General features: G+C 72.0%; 12 protein-coding genes. 9 read left to right on the top strand and 3 right to left on the bottom strand.

The features are described from left to right. The first annotated feature begins 280 nt into the window (after positions 1 to 280). From IF55_RS14575 to treS, 3 genes are all read left to right on the top strand, one after another. Positions 281 to 1,606, top strand: coding sequence for a S8 family peptidase (locus IF55_RS14575; protein WP_425428520.1), 1,326 nt, complete (start codon positions 281 to 283; stop codon positions 1,604 to 1,606). A 508-nt stretch (positions 1,607 to 2,114) separates the two neighbouring features. Beyond that, the gene (locus tag IF55_RS14570; protein ID WP_030885604.1) at positions 2,115 to 4,109 is read left to right on the top strand and encodes an alpha-1,4-glucan--maltose-1-phosphate maltosyltransferase; all 1,995 of its coding nucleotides are present in this window, start codon (positions 2,115 to 2,117) and stop codon (positions 4,107 to 4,109) included. After that, on the top strand, positions 4,106 to 5,818 hold the full coding sequence (treS, locus tag IF55_RS14565; protein WP_030885601.1) for a maltose alpha-D-glucosyltransferase: 1,713 nt from the start codon (positions 4,106 to 4,108) through the stop codon (positions 5,816 to 5,818). The genes IF55_RS14570 and treS overlap by 4 nt, the downstream gene beginning before the upstream one ends. Positions 5,819 to 5,896: 78 nt before the next feature. Here treS and IF55_RS14560 read toward each other — a convergent pair whose 3' ends face one another. Beyond that, positions 5,897 to 7,126: an FAD-dependent monooxygenase gene (locus IF55_RS14560; RefSeq protein WP_030885598.1), complete on the bottom strand. Its 1,230-nt coding sequence runs from the start codon at positions 7,124 to 7,126 to the stop codon at positions 5,897 to 5,899. 101 nt (positions 7,127 to 7,227) lie between these two features. Between IF55_RS14560 and IF55_RS14555 the strand changes: the two genes are divergently transcribed. From IF55_RS14555 to glgB, 5 genes are all read left to right on the top strand, one after another. Next, positions 7,228 to 7,785 (top strand): TetR/AcrR family transcriptional regulator, encoded by a 558-nt coding sequence (locus IF55_RS14555; protein WP_030885594.1) that lies wholly within the window; start codon positions 7,228 to 7,230, stop codon positions 7,783 to 7,785. 81 nt (positions 7,786 to 7,866) lie between these two features. After that, complete coding sequence (locus IF55_RS14550) at positions 7,867 to 8,454, top strand: TetR/AcrR family transcriptional regulator (RefSeq protein ID WP_030885592.1); 588 nt, start codon at positions 7,867 to 7,869, stop codon at positions 8,452 to 8,454. Continuing rightward, positions 8,441 to 9,091, top strand: coding sequence for a membrane protein YczE (gene yczE, locus IF55_RS14545; protein ID WP_030885587.1), 651 nt, complete (start codon positions 8,441 to 8,443; stop codon positions 9,089 to 9,091). The genes IF55_RS14550 and yczE overlap by 14 nt, the downstream gene beginning before the upstream one ends. A 462-nt stretch (positions 9,092 to 9,553) precedes the next feature. Continuing rightward, on the top strand, positions 9,554 to 11,083 hold the full coding sequence (locus tag IF55_RS14540) for a maltokinase N-terminal cap-like domain-containing protein (protein ID WP_157854430.1): 1,530 nt from the start codon (positions 9,554 to 9,556) through the stop codon (positions 11,081 to 11,083). A gap of 707 nt (positions 11,084 to 11,790) precedes the next feature. Continuing rightward, positions 11,791 to 14,043 carry a 1,4-alpha-glucan branching enzyme gene (gene glgB, locus IF55_RS14535; RefSeq protein WP_048831999.1) on the top strand — a complete coding sequence of 751 codons (2,253 nt, stop codon included), beginning with the start codon at positions 11,791 to 11,793 and terminating at the stop codon, positions 14,041 to 14,043. A gap of 52 nt (positions 14,044 to 14,095) precedes the next feature. Here glgB and IF55_RS37155 read toward each other — a convergent pair whose 3' ends face one another. After that, on the bottom strand, positions 14,096 to 14,317 hold the full coding sequence (locus IF55_RS37155; protein WP_078644391.1) for a DUF397 domain-containing protein: 222 nt from the start codon (positions 14,315 to 14,317) through the stop codon (positions 14,096 to 14,098). Continuing rightward, positions 14,295 to 15,134: a DUF5753 domain-containing protein gene (locus IF55_RS14530; RefSeq protein ID WP_030885579.1), complete on the bottom strand. Its 840-nt coding sequence runs from the start codon at positions 15,132 to 15,134 to the stop codon at positions 14,295 to 14,297. The genes IF55_RS37155 and IF55_RS14530 overlap by 23 nt, the downstream gene beginning before the upstream one ends. Positions 15,135 to 15,440: 306 nt before the next feature. Here IF55_RS14530 and IF55_RS14525 point away from each other — a divergent pair, with 306 nt between their 5' ends. Continuing rightward, a complete protein-coding gene (locus tag IF55_RS14525) occupies positions 15,441 to 15,803 on the top strand; it encodes a hypothetical protein (protein ID WP_048831976.1) in 363 nt (120 codons plus the stop codon). Positions 15,804 to 16,025: the final 222 nt, after the last annotated feature.

The raw sequence follows: 16,025 nt of genomic DNA, 5'->3' as shown, positions 1-16,025 counted from the left end.
TTGTACGGCTCACCGCCGCCTCCTCCTACGACCGCCCCACGCCCTCCTCGTACGCCCCGCCGCCGCCTCCTCGTACGGGCCCGCCCCGCCGGCCACCCCACCTGACGGTCCCCGTACGCCCCTCCGTACCTCCCGCCGTACGCCCCACCCCCGGGCGATTTGGCCGATTCCGCCCCCATGAGCGGCCTTGTACCCCTCCGTAACCCACGGGAGGGTGTGAAGCACGTGCCGAGTCGCGCAGCAGTGGAGAGCAGTGGAGAAGGGGGCTCAGGGCATGGCCTTGTCGCGCACCAGCCGCCGCCGACTGGCCGAGGGGGTCACCGCCTGCGCCACCGCGGCGGTCCTCGCGGCGGTCGCGCTCCCCGCGCACGCCGCACCGCCGTCGGGCCGCGTCCTGGCGGCCGGTTCGCCCGCCGCCGTGAGCAGCAGTTACATCGTCACGCTGAAGACCGGGCGAGGCGGTGTCGACGCGTCGTCCGAGGCGGGCAAGGAGCTGGTACGGAAGTACGGGGCGCGGATCCGCCACACCTACGGCACCGCCTTGAACGGCTACGCGATACGCGCCGACGCGGACCGGGCGCGGCGGCTGGCCGCAGACCCGGCGGTCGCCTCCGTCACGCAGGACACCGAGGTGGCGCTGCGGACTCCCGGCCCGGGCGTCGGCAATCAGCCGGGGTCAGCCTCGGCGCGCCGGCCCACCCAGCCCGCCCGGAGCTCCCAACCCGTCAGCGAGCCCGACTCGCCCGCACAGCGCCGCCACCCCACCAACCAGCCCGACCCGCCCTCCTGGGGCCTCGACCGCATCGACCAGGCGGACCGGCCCCTCGACGGTTCGTACAGCGCGCCCGCGAGCGGCGGCCGGGGCACCACCGTCTACGTCATCGACACCGGCATCCGCACCACGCACCGGGACTTCGGCGGCCGGGCCGCCAGCGGCTGGGACTTCGTCGGGAACGACGCGGTGGCCGAGGACGCGAACGGGCACGGCACCCACGTGGCCGCCACCGTCGCGGGCACGCGCTACGGCGTGGCGAAGCGGGCGTCGGTGGTCGGCGTGCGGGTGCTGGACGCGCGCGGTACGGGCACCACGGCCCAGGCGATAGCGGGCATCGACTGGGTGACCGCGCACGCGCGGAAACCGGCGGTCGCCAATCTCAGCATCGGCGGCTTCCTCAATCCCCAACTGGACGCGGCGGTACGGAACTCCATCGCGTCCGGGGTGACCTACACCGTCGCCGCCGGAAACAACGGCATCCCCGCGGACTTCTCCTCCCCCGCGCGCGTGAAGGAGGCGATCACGGTCGGCGCCACGGACATCGGCGACCGGCGGGCTTCGTTCTCCAACTGGGGCCCGGCGCTGGACCTGTTCGCGCCCGGCGCGGCCATCACGTCGGCGGGGATCGGGAGCGACACGGCCAGCGCCACGCTCTCCGGCACCTCGATGGCCGCGCCGCACGTCGCGGGCGCGGCGGCGCTGTATCTGGCCGACCACCCGTCGGCGCGGCCGGCCGAGGTGAGCGGCGCTCTGGTACGGGCGGCCACGCCGGGCAGAGTCGGCGGGGCGGGACCGCTGTCCCCCGACAAACTCCTGCGCGTCGGATCGTGACCGTGACCTCGTTGAACCCGCCGCAGCCGGCGCCCCCGTCGCAGCCGCCGCCCCTCGAATTCGCCGCACCCGACGTTCGCCCGAGAAGGCCCCGCCCCCGCGGCGGGGCCTTCTCGCGCCCGTACGGCAGGACGTCCCACCGCCCGTACGGCAGCGCCTTCTCGCGCCCGTACGGCAGGGGCCCCGCCGCCCGTACAACACGGAGCCCCACGCCCGTACCGCGGCGCCTTCTCGCGTTCACGCCCCGGAATACCGGGAAAGCGAGGCAGCGGTGGTCGTCGTATGTCGTATTCCGAGAATGTCCGACTGGATCGCGATGGAATGCTCACTCGGTACGTCCGTATCCGCGTACGCGCGCGCATCCGCGCGCCGCCACCCATGGCCCATCCCTCTTCCGCCCACCGAGTGAACGCGGACAGGAGCCGTCATGCCCACAGCCCGCCCGGCACGCGTGGAGCAGATAGAAAGAACAGACCCTGCCGGACCACCCCTAACTCCAGGTGAGCCCATGATCGGTCGCATCCCCGTCCTGGACATCAGCCCGCTGATCGACTGCGGACGCCGTCCCGCGAAGGCGGTGGTCGGGGAGGAGTTCCAGGTCAGCGCCACGGTGTTCCGGGAGGGCCATGACGCGGTCGGCGCCAATGTGGTGCTGTGCGGTCCGGCCGGCCGGTGCGGGCCGTGGACGCCGATGCGGGAGCTGGCGCCGGGTACGGACCGCTGGGGGGCGGAGGTCGCGGCGGACGCGGAGGGCCGCTGGACGTACACGGTGGAGGCGTGGAGCGATCCGCTGACCACCTGGCGGCGCGGCGCGGGCATCAAGGTCCCGGCGGGGATCGACTGCGCGCTGGTGCTGGAGGAGGGCGCGCGGCTGTACGAGCGGGCGGCGGCCGGGGTGCCGAAGGGCGACGGGCGGGAGGCGGTGCTGGCGGCGGTCGACGCGCTGCGCGACGCGTCGCGGCCGGCGGCCGACCGGCTCGCGGCGGCGCTGGCCCCCGGGGTTTGCGCGCCGCTGGCCCGCTATCCGCTGCGGGAACTGGTCACGGCGTCGCGGCCGTTGCCGCTGCTGGTGGAGCGGGAACGGGCGCTCTTCGGGTCCTGGTACGAGCTGTTCCCCCGGTCCGAGGGGGCGGTGGTGCGGGAGGGCGAGCCCCCGCGCAGCGGAACGTTTCTCTCGGCCGCCCGGCGGCTGCCCGCCGTGGCCGCGATGGGGTTCGACGTCGTCTATCTCCCGCCCATCCACCCCATCGGCACCGCCTACCGCAAGGGCCCCAACAACACGCTCAGCGCGGGCCCGTACGACGTGGGCAGCCCCTGGGGCATCGGCTCCGCCGACGGCGGGCACGACGCCGTCCACCCGGACCTCGGCACCCTGGCGGACTTCGACCAGTTCGTGGCGCGCGCCCGCGAGCTGCGCCTGGAGGTCGCCCTCGACTTCGCGCTCCAGTGCTCCCCGGACCACCCGTGGGTGGAGAAGCACCCGGAGTGGTTCCACCACCGGGCCGACGGCACGATCGCGCACGCCGAGAACCCGCCCAAGAAGTACCAGGACATCTACCCCATCGCGTTCGACGAGGACTGGGCGGGGATCGTCCGGGAGACCCGACGGCTGCTGCGGTTCTGGATGGCGCGCGGGGTCCGGATCTTCCGCGTCGACAATCCGCACACCAAGCCCGTGGCGTTCTGGGAGAAGGTCATCGGGGACATCAACCGGACCGACCCGGACGTCATCTTCCTCGCCGAGGCGTTCACCCGGCCCGCCGTGATGCGCACGCTCGCCGCGTTCGGGTTCCAGCAGTCGTACACGTACTTCACCTGGCGCAACGGCAAGCAGGAGATCACCGATTATCTGACGGAGCTGGCCGGGGAGAGCGCCGCCTACATGCGGCCCAATCTCTTCGTCAATACCCCGGACATCCTGCACGCGTATCTCCAGCACGGCGGGCGCCCCGCGTTCGAGGCGCGGGCCGTGCTCGCCGCGACGCTCTCCCCCACGTGGGGCGTCTACGCGGGGTTCGAGCTGTGCGAGAACACCCCCGTACGGGCCGGCAGCGAGGAGTATCTGGACTCCGAGAAGTATCAGCTACGGCCCCGGGACTGGGCGGCGGCCGAGCGGGCCGGAGACTCCCTCGCACCCCTGATCACCACCCTCAACCGGCTCCGGCGCCGCCACCCGGCCCTGCGGCGGCTGCGCAACCTCCGCTTCCACCATGTCGACAACGACGCCGTCATCGCCTATTCGAAGCGGTACGGCGCCTCATGCGTCCTTACGGTCGTCAACCTCGACCCCCACCACACCCAGGAGGCGACGGTCTCGTTGGACATGCCGGAACTCGGCCTCGACTGGCACGAGTCCGTCCCGGTGCGCGACGAGCTCACCGGTGAGACCTACCACTGGGGCAGGGACAACTATGTGCGCCTGGAGCCGGGACGTTCCCCGGCACCGGCCCACGTGTTCTCGCTGCGACCGTCCTCACCGATCGGAGGGTCACCCACAAAATGATCGTCAACGAGCCCGTGCCGGACACGTTCGAGGACACCCCAGCGAAAGACCGGGACCCCGACTGGTTCAAACGCGCCGTCTTCTACGAGGTGCTGGTCCGCTCCTTCCAGGACAGCAACGGCGACGGCGTCGGCGACCTCAAGGGGATCACCGCGAAACTCGACTACCTGCAATGGCTGGGCGTCGACTGCCTGTGGCTGCCGCCGTTCTTCCAGTCGCCGCTGCGCGACGGCGGCTATGACGTCTCCTGCTATACGGCGGTGCTGCCGGAGTTCGGCGACCTCGCCGACTTCGTGGAATTCGTGGACGCCGCGCACCAGCGCGGCATGCGCGTGATCATCGATTTCGTCATGAACCACACCAGCGATCAGCACGAGTGGTTCCAGCAGTCGCGCACCGACCCGCAGGGACCGTACGGCGACTACTACGTATGGGCCGACGACGACAAGCAGTACCAGGACGCGCGGATCATCTTCGTCGACACGGAGTCCTCCAACTGGACCTTCGACCCGGTACGCAAGCAGTACTACTGGCACCGCTTCTTCTCGCACCAGCCGGACCTCAACTACGAGAACCCCAATGTCCAGGAGGAGGTACTGGCCGCCCTGCGCTTCTGGCTGGACCTGGGCATCGACGGCTTCCGGCTGGACGCGGTCCCGTATCTGTACGCGGAGGAGGGCACCAACTGCGAGAACCTCCCCCGTTCGCACGAATTCCTCAAGCGCGTACGGGCCGAGATCGACGCCCATTACCCGGACACCGTGCTCCTGGCGGAGGCCAATCAGTGGCCCGAGGACGTCGTCGACTACTTCGGCGACTTCCACCAGGGCGGCGACGAGTGCCATATGGCGTTCCACTTCCCCGTCATGCCGCGCATCTTCATGGCCGTACGGCGCGAGTCCCGCTATCCGGTCTCCGAGATCCTCGCCAAGACCCCGGCGATTCCGGCTCGCTGCCAGTGGGGGATCTTCCTGCGCAACCACGACGAGCTGACGCTGGAAATGGTCACGGACGAAGAGCGCGACTATATGTACGCGGAATACGCCAAAGACCCGCGGATGCGCGCCAATATCGGCATCCGGCGGCGGCTCGCGCCGCTCCTCGACAACGACCGCAATCAGATCGAACTGTTCACGGCCCTGCTGCTCGCCCTCCCCGGATCGCCGATCCTCTATTACGGCGACGAGATCGGCATGGGCGACAACATCTGGCTCGGCGACCGGGACGCCGTGCGCACCCCGATGCAGTGGACCCCGGACCGCAACGCCGGGTTCTCCTCCTGCGACCCCGGCCGGCTCTTCCTTCCGACGATCATGGACCCCGTCTACGGCTACCAGGTCACCAACGTCGAGGCGGCGATGTCCAGCCCCGCCTCGCTGCTGCACTGGACCCGCCGCATGATCGAGATCCGCAAGCAGAACCGCGCCTTCGGCCTCGGCTCCTACACCGAGCTGCCCTCCTCCAACCCGGCCGTCCTCGCCTTCCTCCGCGAGTACGGCGACGACCTCGTCCTCTGCGTGAACAACTTCTCCCGCTTCGCCCAGCCCACCGAACTGGACCTCCAGTCCTTCAACGGCCGCCACCCCGTCGAACTCATCGGCGGCGTCCGCTTCCCCGCCATCGGCGAGCTGCCGTATCTGCTGACTCTCGCGGGCCACGGCTTCTACTGGTTCCGGCTGCGGCACGGGGAGCCGCCGGCCATCCGCTGAGGGGGCGGGTCCCTGTGGCGGGGGCCGGGGGGCGGGCCCCTGTGGCGGCGGCGGGGGGCGCTGGTAGGGGCGGTGTCGTCAGCTCAGGGCCGGGGGCGTCCAGTCGGCGTGCCGCAGGATGGTGCGGACCGTCGCGCGGGAAGGCGCCAGCCGGAGCGCGGTGTTGCGCACGGCGACGGCCAGGGGGTGCGCCAGTCGCTGGCCCATCCGGCCGGCCTGGCGGGCGGCGCGCGCGACGGACTGGCTGCGCGGGCGGCGCTCGGCGTCGTACCGGGCCAGCGCCGATTCGACGGTGGGCCCGGCGGCGAGCGCGGCGGCGAGTACGGCCGCGTCCTCCAGCGCCTGGCAGGCGCCCTGGCCGAGGTTCGGGGTCATGGCGTGGGCCGCGTCGCCGAGCAGGACGACCCGGCCCGCGGCGAAGGCGGGCAGGGGCGTCACGAGTTCGTGGATGTCATGGTGCAGAACGGCCTCGGGCCGGGTCGCGGTCAGCAGCCGGGGGATCGGGTCATGCCAGTCGCCGAAGCGGCGGCGCAGCGCTTCGAGGGCGTCCGCGTGCCGGACGCCGGGCGGCGAGTTGAGCACCGCGTGCCACTCGGCCCGGCCGTCGGCGAACGCGATGTGGCCGAACTCGGCCCCCCTCCCCCAGGTCAGCTCGAAGTCGGTGGCCAGGTCGACCGGGCGCTCGGTGATGGCACGCAGCACGGTCGAGCCGCTGTAGGCCGGGCCGGGGTGCCCGGGGAAGAGTTGGGCGCGCAGGCGACTGCCCACGCCGTCGGCGGCGACGACCAGATCGGCCTCCAGGACGGTGTTCGCGACGGTGCTTCCGAGGGTGTTTCCGGCTGTGCTCCCGGCGGCTTTGGCGGCGGTGTTTCCGGCGGTGTTCCCGAGGGGGACGCGCACCCGCCGCGGGTCGGAGCGGTCGACGGTCGTCACCTCGGCCCCGACGACCAGGCACTCCGGCGGCAGCGCCGCGCGGAGCAGTTGGTGCAGTACGGCGCGGGGGATGCCGACGATCGGCGTGCCCAGTTCGCGTTCGAGGGCGGCGCCGTCCATCCGAGCCAGCCAGGACCCGTCGGGGACGCGGGTGCCTCCGGTGTACTGCGGCCGGGCGGCCGCGCGCACCGCGGCTCCGACGCCGAGGGCGTCCAGCGCGCGGAGGCCGTTGGCGTGCAGGGAGATGCCCGCGCCCACGTCGGCGAGGACGGGGGCGCGTTCGGCGACGGTCACCTCCCAGCCGGCGAGCCTCAGACCGATCGCGGCCGCCAGTCCGCCGATTCCCGCGCCCACGACCACCGCGCTGCCGCCCATGCCGGCCTCCCTCGTCCGCTCCGCCCTTCTACAGATGTAGAAGACGCAGCACAAGCGTACTCGCTCCCCCGCGGCTGTAGAAGCAGGTGTAGAAAAGGGCGATGCCCACCGATCGACGTACCGTCCTCGCCGACACGGCCATCGGCGTGCTCGCCGAGGCCGGGATGCGGGGACTGACCCACCGCGCGGTGGATCGGGCCGCGAACCTGCCCGCCGGCACCACGTCCGCCTACTACCGCACCCGCCAGGCACTGCTCACCGCGCTGGTCCGGCGCCTGGTCGCCCTCGACCAGGCGGAGCTCCAGGCGATCGGGGAACAGGCGCCGGCGCCGCGCGGCACCGAGGAACTGGTCGCCGGGATCGCCGCCTTCATCGAGCGGCGGACCACGGGGGAAGGACGACGGCGCTCCCTCGCGCGCTACGCCTGCGCGCTGGAGAGCGTGCACCACCCCGAGCTGCGGGAGATCCTCACGCCGCGCCCGAACGCCGCGCGTCACGCCGCCCGCGACTTCCTGGCGGCGCGCGGCGTCGCGGACCCCGACGGCCGTACCGTCACGCTGCTGACCTGTGTGGACGGGTTGGTCTTCGATCGTCTGGTGACGGGGGGAACCGTGTCGGAGCAGGAGATCCGCGGTTTGGTGGCGGCGGCGCTCCGATAGCTCGTACCCATCGGCCAGCCCGCCCCTCCCGGCCGATTCGGTCTGCGGGCGCTTAATTTAACTATCTGGTAAGTTAAAATAATGCAACGGAACACGACCTCGCGCGCCCGTCTGCTGGCCGCCGCGGAGCAGGTCTTCTACGAGCGGGGCATCACCAGGACGAACATCGACACCGTCGCCCGAGCGGCCAAGGCGACCAAGCCGACCGTATACGCGCACTTCGCCTCCAAGTCGGCGCTCGCGGCCGGAGCGCTGGAGGCGCGACAGCGGCGCATCGCGGCCGACCTCGCCGCCCACCTGGCGGACGTGGAGCCCGGAACACCGCGCCTGACCGCCGTGTTCGACTGGCTCGCGACCCTGTACGAGCACGCCAACGGCCGGGGCTGCGCCTTCCTCAACGCCGCCGCCGAGTCCCCCGCGGACGAGGCGGTGACCGCCGCCGTACGAGGAGAGAAACTGTGGCTGCTGGGGGTGTTGCGGGAGCTGTGCGCGGAGGCCGGGTACGACCGCCCCGACGAACTCGCCTCGCAGCTCCTCCTGTTGATCGACGGGGTCGCCGCGCGGGTCCTCGTACACGGCCCGGGTGAGGCGGGCGCGGCCACGACCGCGGCGGCGCGCGCCGCCGACGCCCTCCTGACGTCTGCCGCTCACGGCCATGGCGCGCCTTGACGACCGCCCCGGGCAGCGCTCACTGCGGGTCGCGGTGGGTCTGGCGCTGTACGGGCTGAGCCAGGCGGTACTGGTCCAAGCCCACCTCGGCACCGACCCGTGGACCGTGTTCGGGCAAGGTGTCGCGCGGGCCACCGGTCTCACGCTGGGCGAGACCACCGTCGCCATTTCGCTAGCCCTGCTGGTCCTTTGGATACCGCTGCGCCAGCGGCCCGGCCTGGGCACGGCCGCGAACGCGCTGGTAGTGGGCCCGTTCGTGGACCTGGGAATCGCCTGGTTCCCCACCCCGGGCTCCCTGGCCGGGCGCGTCGCGTACGTGGCCGTGGCCGTGACCGGCGTCGCCGTCGCCACGGGCCTGTACGTCGGCGCCGGCTGGGGCCCGGGCCCCCGCGACGGCCTGATGACCGGCCTCGTACGCCGCGGCATCCCGCTGATCGCGGCCCGCGCCGGCATCGAGGTGACCGTACTCACCGTCGGCTGGCTCCTGGGCGGCACCGTAGGCATCGCCACCGTCGCCTTCGCCGCCGGCATAGGCCCCCTGGTCGGCTACACCCTCCCCAAACTGACCCTGCCGGCCTCGGGAAACGGCGATGACGGCCCCCGAGGCGCCCAACCCGCTCCCGACACTCCGGGGTGACCCCAGCAGACCGAGTCCGGGGCCCTGCGGGGGCTCGGCGGCGGGCCGCGGCGGCGGCGGGCCCAAGGCCCAACGTCAAACCCCTGCCGGCCGCCGACCCAAAGCCCGACGCCTAACCCCTGCCGGCCGCCGGGCTGGAGCCCAGCCCTCTCCTGCCGCCAGCCGCCAGGCCAGGGCTCGGCGGCGGGGAGGTCGCGCCCGCGCGCGCCCCCGGCGCGTGTTGGAGTTTTCACCACCCGCCCCTGGGAAGTCTCCCTATTACCGAACGGGCCGGGCTTCCCGGATCGCGTCCGCCCCACTCGCCGTACGGACCGGACAGCGTCTCGGCTGTTCGACCCGGTCGTACGGGCTGACCGTATGGACGATCCTCGGCCGACACGTCCCGCACCGCCGCACAGTCACTGCCGCAATCCGGGACACTTCGCCCTAACTGTCGTGTGCCCGGGGAAAGGACGCGACGTCATGCCGGAAGGATTCTCGGCCCGCGCCAAGGCGAGCAGCGGAGGCAGCCCGGCGGCCACCGCGGCCACCGCTGCCGCCGCCGCGGCCGCCGCGGCCGCCGGGCGACCGGTCCAGGCCGCCGCGGGGGACGCCGGGCTGCTCGCCTCGCTCGTGCCGCTGCTCGCGGAGTGGCTGCCCAGGCAGCGCTGGTTCGCGGGGAAGGGCCGCCCCATCACGGGGTTCACCCCCGTCGCCGTCACCGAGCTGCTGCCCAGCCCGCCCCACGGCACCTCACCCGGCCTGCTCCACCTGCTCGTACGGGCCCAGCAGTCCGGCGCGCAGCCGGAGCCCGCCGACGCCGCCGACTGCTACCAACTCCTGCTCGGCGTCCGCCAGACGCTGCCGCCGCACCTCGCGCCCGCGCTCATCGGCCGCCCGGCGCAGGGGCCGCTGCACGGCCTGACCGTGTACGAGGCACTGGCCGACGCCCGCCTGTCGGCCGTACTGCTGGAGCGCCTGCGCACACCGGGCCGGCTCGGTCCGCTGCGCTTCACCCACACCCCGGGCGCCCTCATCGACCCCGACCTGACGCCCCGTCTGGTGACGGCAGAGCAGTCCAACACCTCGGTCGTGTACGGCGAGACGTACATCCTCAAGCTCTTCCGGCGCGTCTGCCCCGGCGCCAACCCGGACCTCGAACTGCCCCTCGCGCTGGCCCGCGCCAAATGCTCGCGGGTGCCCGCGCCCGTCGCCTGGTACGAAGCCGTGTCCCCCGAGCCGGCCGCGGAGCCGATGACGCTCGGCGTCCTCCAGAACTACCTCGCCTCCTCCGCCGACGGCTGGCAGCTCGCCCTCAACTCCCTCTCCCTGAGCGCCGACTTCGCCGCCTCCGCGCGGGCCCTCGGGCACGCCACCGCCGAGGTGCACCTCGCGCTCGCCGACACGCTCCCCACCGTCACGCTGCGCCGCCCGCAGCTCGAACACCTCGCCGTCGCGATGACCGAGCGGCTGGAGGCGACCGCCGCCGCCGTGCCCGCGCTGCGCCCGTACGGCCCCGCGCTGCACGCCGCGTACGAGTCCATGGCCCTGCTCGGACGCGCCGGCCGCACCTGGACCGCCCAGCGCATCCACGGCGACCTGCACCTCGGCCAGACGCTGCGGACGGCCGCCGACAGCCGCTGGTCCCTCATCGACTTCGAGGGCGAACCCGCCCGCCCGCTCGCGGAGCGCCGCCGCCCGCAGCCCGTCGCCCGCGACCTCGCGGGCATGCTCCGCTCCTTCGACTACGCCGCCGCCGTCGGCCACGCCACGTCCGGCGCCTGGTCCGAGCGCGCCCGCACCGCCTACTGCGACGGCTACGCCGCCACCACCGGCACCGACCCCCGCGAGGACCCCGCCCTCCTCCGCGCGTACGTCACCGACAAGGCCGTCTACGAGGTCCTGTACGAGGCCCGGCACCGCCCCGACTGGCTCCCCGTCCCGATGTCCGCGATCCGCCGCCTGGCGGCCGGGGCGCACGGGGGCGAGCTGCCGGACGGGGGGCCGGCGTGAGACGACGCCCGGGGGCCCGCGCGGCGGGCGGCGTACTCAGGGCCCGCGCGACGGGCGTCGTGCTCAGGCCGGGGGACGGGCCGGGGCCTGAGAACGGGCCGGGGAACGGGCCGGGGCCGGGGAACGGGCCGGGGCCCGCTTTCAGGCTTGGGTCCGGGGAGGCGGGAACTCGTACCGGACGCACGACGACGCAGCACTGATTCGTCCCCCGGCAACGGTGCCGGGGCTTTGAGGAGGACCAGACCGTGACCGCACGTCCGCCGACCAACCGCCCGCCGCACGCGGACGACCGCTCGGGCCCGCCGGCGCCCCCGGAGGTGCCCGCCACGTTCCTCCCGGCCACGCCGCGCCAGGGGCGACCCGCTCCGGAAGCCCCGCCCGCGTCGGAGGCCCCGCCCGCCCCCGAGCCGGGCGGACTGCCGCGGCTTCCCGGCCGTACGCGCGCGCCCGTCGAGGAGGTGCCGCTGCCGGAAGCGGACGGCGCCGAGGAGCGCGCCCAGGAGGCGGAGCCCACCCCACCGGCCCAGCCGGAATCGGTCCGACCGGAACCGGCCCGGCCAGGCCCGGTCCAGCCGGAACCGCCCCAGCCGCGCCGTTCCTCGTACAACGCGCCGCCGACGCCCCGCGCCCCCCGGCCGGAGCGGGGGGCGGAGCCAGAGGTGCAGGCGGAGCCGGAGGCCGAAACGGCCCCCGCCCCGGCCCCCGCCATCACCAACGGCAACAACGGCAATAACGGCAATAACGGCACCAGTCACAACAGTCGCGGCGTACGTCCCGCTCCCCCGCTCGACCCCGGCGAGCGGGCCCGCCTGCTCGACGGCTCGTACCACGATCCGCACGCCCTGCTCGGCGCGCACCCCGTGCGCGGCGGCGTCGTGTTCCGGGCGCTGCGCCCGTACGCGCGCGAAGTGGCCGTGACGGCCAGGGGGTTGCGGGCGGACCTGATCGACGAGGGCGACGGGGTGTTCGCGGGGCTGCTGCCGCTGCGGGACATTCCGGACTACCGGCTGCTGGTCACGTACGAGGACAACGAGGTGGAGGTCCACGACCCGTACCGCTTCCTGCCCGCGCTCGGTGATCTCGATCTGCATCTGGTCGGCGAGGGCCGCCACGAGGAGCTGTGGCGGGCGCTCGGCGCGCAGCCGATGACGTGGCAGGGCGTGACCGGCACGCGGTTCACCGTCTGGGCGCCGAACGCGCGCGGCGTACGCGTCGTCGGGGACTTCACCTACTGGGACGGCACCGCCACCCCCATGCGCTCGCTCGGCGGCACCGGCGTCTGGGAACTGTTCCTGCCCGGCGTCGGCGAGGGCGCGCTCTACAAGTTCGAGATCACACGCCCGGACGGTACGCACACGCTGCGCGCCGACCCGATGGCCCGCCAGACGGAGGCGCCGCCCGCCAACGCGTCCATCGTGCACAGCTCGCACCACACGTGGCGGGACGAGGCGTGGCTCATCCACCGCGCGGGCCGCGCCGTGCACTCCTCGCCCCTGTCCATCTACGAACTCCACCTCCCCTCCTGGCGCCCGGGCTTGACGTACCGTCAGCTAGCGGAACAACTCCCCGCGTACGTAGCCGACTTGGGTTTCACGCACGTAGAGCTGATGCCGGTCGCCGAGCACCCCTTCGGCGGCTCGTGGGGCTACCAGGTCACGGGCTTCTACGCGCCGACGGCCCGCCTCGGCACCCCCGACGACTTCAAGTTCCTCATCGACGCCCTGCACCGGGCCGGCATCGGCGTCCTCGTCGACTGGGTGCCGGCACACTTCCCCAAGGACGACTGGGCGCTCGCCGAGTTCGACGGCCGCACGCTGTACGAGCACGAGGACCCGGCACGGGCCGCGCACCCCGACTGGGGAACCCTGGAGTTCGACTACGGCCGCAAGGAAGTCCGTAACTTCCTCGTCGCCAACGCCGTGTACTGGTGCGAGGAGTTCCACATCGACGGCCTGCGCGTGGACGCCGTCGCCTCCATGCTCTACCTCGACTACTCCCGCGAACCCGGCGAATGGTCCCCCAACGCCAATGGGGGCCGGGAGAACCTGGACGCCGTCGCGTTCCTCCAGGAGATGAACGCCACCGTCTACCGCCGCTGCCCCGGCGTCGTCACAGTGGCAGAGGAGTCCACCGCCTGGGACGGCGTCACCCGCGCCACCCACCACGTCGGCCCCAGCGGCTTCGGCGGCCTCGGCTTCGGCCTGAAGTGGAACATGGGGTGGATGCACGACTCCCTGGAGTACATGGCCAAGGAGCCGGTGCACCGCAAGTACCACCATCACGAGATGACGTTCTCGATGGTCTACGCCTACAGCGAGAACTACGTCCTGCCGATCTCCCACGACGAGGTCGTCCACGGCAAGCGCTCCTTGGCCGCGAAGATGCCGGGCGACTGGTGGCAGCAGCGCGCCAACCACCGCGCGTACTTGGGCTACATGTGGGCCCACCCCGGAAAGCAACTCCTCTTCATGGGCCAGGAGTTCGCCCAGGGCGCGGAATGGTCCGAGGGCCACGGCCCCGACTGGTGGCTCCTCGACCCCTCGTACTCCGCCGAACCCGACCACCGAGGCGTACGCGACCTCGTCCGCGACCTCAACCACACCTACGCCGCCACACCGGCGCTGTGGCAGCGCGACACCGAGCCGGAGGGGTTCGCCTGGATCGACGGCGAGGCCAGCGAGGACAACGTCTTCGCCTTCCTCCGCTACGACGCGGACGGCGGCCCCCTGCTCGCCGTCTCCAACTTCTCCCCCGTCGTCCGCCACGAATACCGCCTCGGCGTGCCAAACGGCTTCACCGTCTGGCACGAGGCCCTCAACACCGACGCCACCCGCTACGGCGGCAGCGGCGTCTCCAACCCGGACCCCCTCAAGGCCGAGTCCGTCCCCTCCCACGGCCACCGCACCAGCATCCTGCCGGTGCTCCCGCCGCTGGCCACGGTGTGGCTGCGGCCGGTGTAGTACGAGCGGGGGCCCGTACCGAGGCGGTTTCGGTACGGGCTCCCAGCCTCGCTCAAGCGGCGAAGCCACCGCCCTTGACGGCGGCGAGGAAGGACGACCATGCGGTCGGCTCGAAGATGACCGCAGGACCGTGGGGGTTCTTGGAGTCACGGACCGGGACGCCGGCGGGGTAGCCGTCCGAAACCTCGATGCAAGCGCCTTCTGCATTCTCGCTGTAGCTCGACTTACGCCAGTCGGGCAGAGCCGATGCATCAGGAATCATCGTCACCTTCATACTCCTTCAAGTAGCTGCGGATCAGATCGAGCGAGTCTTCCCCGGAGAGGGCCATGGAGCGTACAACATCAAACTTTCGCACCAGCTCCAGCGCTCTCTTCGGTTCCTCGATCAGTTCTCCGGAGGCGAAGCTCTCGACTGAGCCCACAGTCGCGCCGTTCGGCATCGTGTGCAGGATCAGGCTTCCCCCCATGGCGGGGTATGCCCCCTTGGAGAACGGCAGCACCTGCACCGTGACATGATGCCGAACACCAATCTCCAGTAGGTGTTGGAGTTGCCCGGACATGCACCCCGTGTCGCCAATTGTGCGCGCAAGAGCGGCTTCGTCCATGATGCCCCAATAGTAGGGCGGGTTCTCCCGTTCCAGGATTCGCTGCCGCCGCATGCGAGTGGCCACCCGCTCTTCGAGTTGAGCGTCGGTTTCCCGCAGAAGAGCCTTGCGGAACATCTCCCGCGTGTAAGCCTCTGCCTGCAAGAGCGCAGGCACGAAACTGCTGCTGAAAACCTGAATGCGCTCAGCCTCTGGTTCCTGATTCACTACCTTCCGGCTGTAGTCAGGAATTAGCTTGTCGTGCGCCAAATCCAGCAGTTCGGCCAGCGCGTCGTCCGTGTCGAAGAACTCGTCCAGCACGTTCACGAGAGCTTCCGAGGGAAGCTGTTCCCCCAGTTCCACCCGACCGAGATAACTGTGCGAGTACCCGCCCACTTCGTCGGAGAGCTGTCGCAGGGAAAGCCCCCTGCGCTCCCGCAGTCGCCGCAACCGGCGACCAAGCCTGACACGTGGGCTGAGCTTGCCGTATTCGTCGTTCAACTCCATCAAGTCGAACCTTTCTTCGCTTCAACTCGGTGTCCACGCTGGGCAATTGGTGACGCGCAGAGCGTGCGCTCAAAGGGAGCTTTCAGGAATGGTGGTACCACACCGCTCCGACAGCCGGGGCGAAATCTCGCGGTATTCGAATGTCATGTGCGAGAAAACCCCCGCGACCGCGGCAACGGCCCGGGGGTGTGGCCATCAAACACACGGAGTTGACGACATGCACCACGGTATCGCCCGCGGCTACCACTCGCCGACGGGCCCGCGCCCGTACCCTCACAGCGCGCGCAGCGCCATGGCGGTGGCCCGGTGAACGACACCCTGCGGCTGCTGCCATGGTCAGACGAGCGCGGGAAACCGTGCTACCTCAAGTCGCAGAGCGGCACGGGCCGCGTCTCGCGCCTCGCCGACCAGATCGAGGAACAGCAACTCGCCACCGGAGTCCAACTCCTGGCGTTCGCGAAGGACATGCTCAGGAACCGCCACACGTCCGCGATCGAACTCCACTTCCTCGGCACGAGGTTGTCCGAGTCGCTACACGACGCGCTGCGCGTCGCGACCAGCAGGGGCGGCCGGCTGCCCGTACCCGAAGAACCGGAAGACGACGGCACGCACGAGGACACCGAGGAGGAGGGCGACCTCGATCGCGGCGGGCCCGGCGCGCCCGCCTAGGGTGCGTTGCGGCTTGAGGTTCATGCCAGCGAGGGTGGGGATCGGGTTGGGGTTGGCTCGCTGTCTGCGGGTCGGGCGGGGCGGACGTCACTGATCGTCGCTGGGTGGGGCGGTATTGCCGGTGGGCCAGCGCGGGTTTCGTCTCGGACCCTCCGGGTCCAAAGCGCTGGCAGCGGCGGGGGAGGGGGCCGGGCGGGCGCCGGTTCGCTGCCTGCCGGCTGG

The sequence above is a fragment of the Streptomyces varsoviensis genome (assembly GCF_000718635.1).
GTDB classification, from domain to species: domain Bacteria; phylum Actinomycetota; class Actinomycetes; order Streptomycetales; family Streptomycetaceae; genus Streptomyces; species Streptomyces varsoviensis.
The sequence above is the reverse complement of the archived record's forward strand: the minus strand, read 5'-3'. Positions and strand labels throughout refer to the sequence as shown.

Bases quoted from the DNA above. Each gene is read 5' to 3' on its own strand.
- IF55_RS14570 (WP_030885604.1), top strand. From the start codon at position 2,115: ATGATCGGTCGCATCCCCGTCCTGGACATCAGCCCGCTGATCGACTGC.
- treS (WP_030885601.1), top strand. From the start codon at position 4,106: ATGATCGTCAACGAGCCCGTGCCGGACACGTTCGAGGACACCCCAGCG.
- IF55_RS14560 (WP_030885598.1), bottom strand. From the start codon at position 7,126: ATGGGCGGCAGCGCGGTGGTCGTGGGCGCGGGAATCGGCGGACTGGCG.
- IF55_RS14555 (WP_030885594.1), top strand. From the start codon at position 7,228: ATGCCCACCGATCGACGTACCGTCCTCGCCGACACGGCCATCGGCGTG.
- IF55_RS14550 (WP_030885592.1), top strand. From the start codon at position 7,867: ATGCAACGGAACACGACCTCGCGCGCCCGTCTGCTGGCCGCCGCGGAG.
- yczE (WP_030885587.1), top strand. From the start codon at position 8,441: ATGGCGCGCCTTGACGACCGCCCCGGGCAGCGCTCACTGCGGGTCGCG.
- IF55_RS14540 (WP_157854430.1), top strand. From the start codon at position 9,554: ATGCCGGAAGGATTCTCGGCCCGCGCCAAGGCGAGCAGCGGAGGCAGC.
- IF55_RS37155 (WP_078644391.1), bottom strand. From the start codon at position 14,317: ATGAAGGTGACGATGATTCCTGATGCATCGGCTCTGCCCGACTGGCGT.
- IF55_RS14530 (WP_030885579.1), bottom strand. From the start codon at position 15,134: ATGGAGTTGAACGACGAATACGGCAAGCTCAGCCCACGTGTCAGGCTT.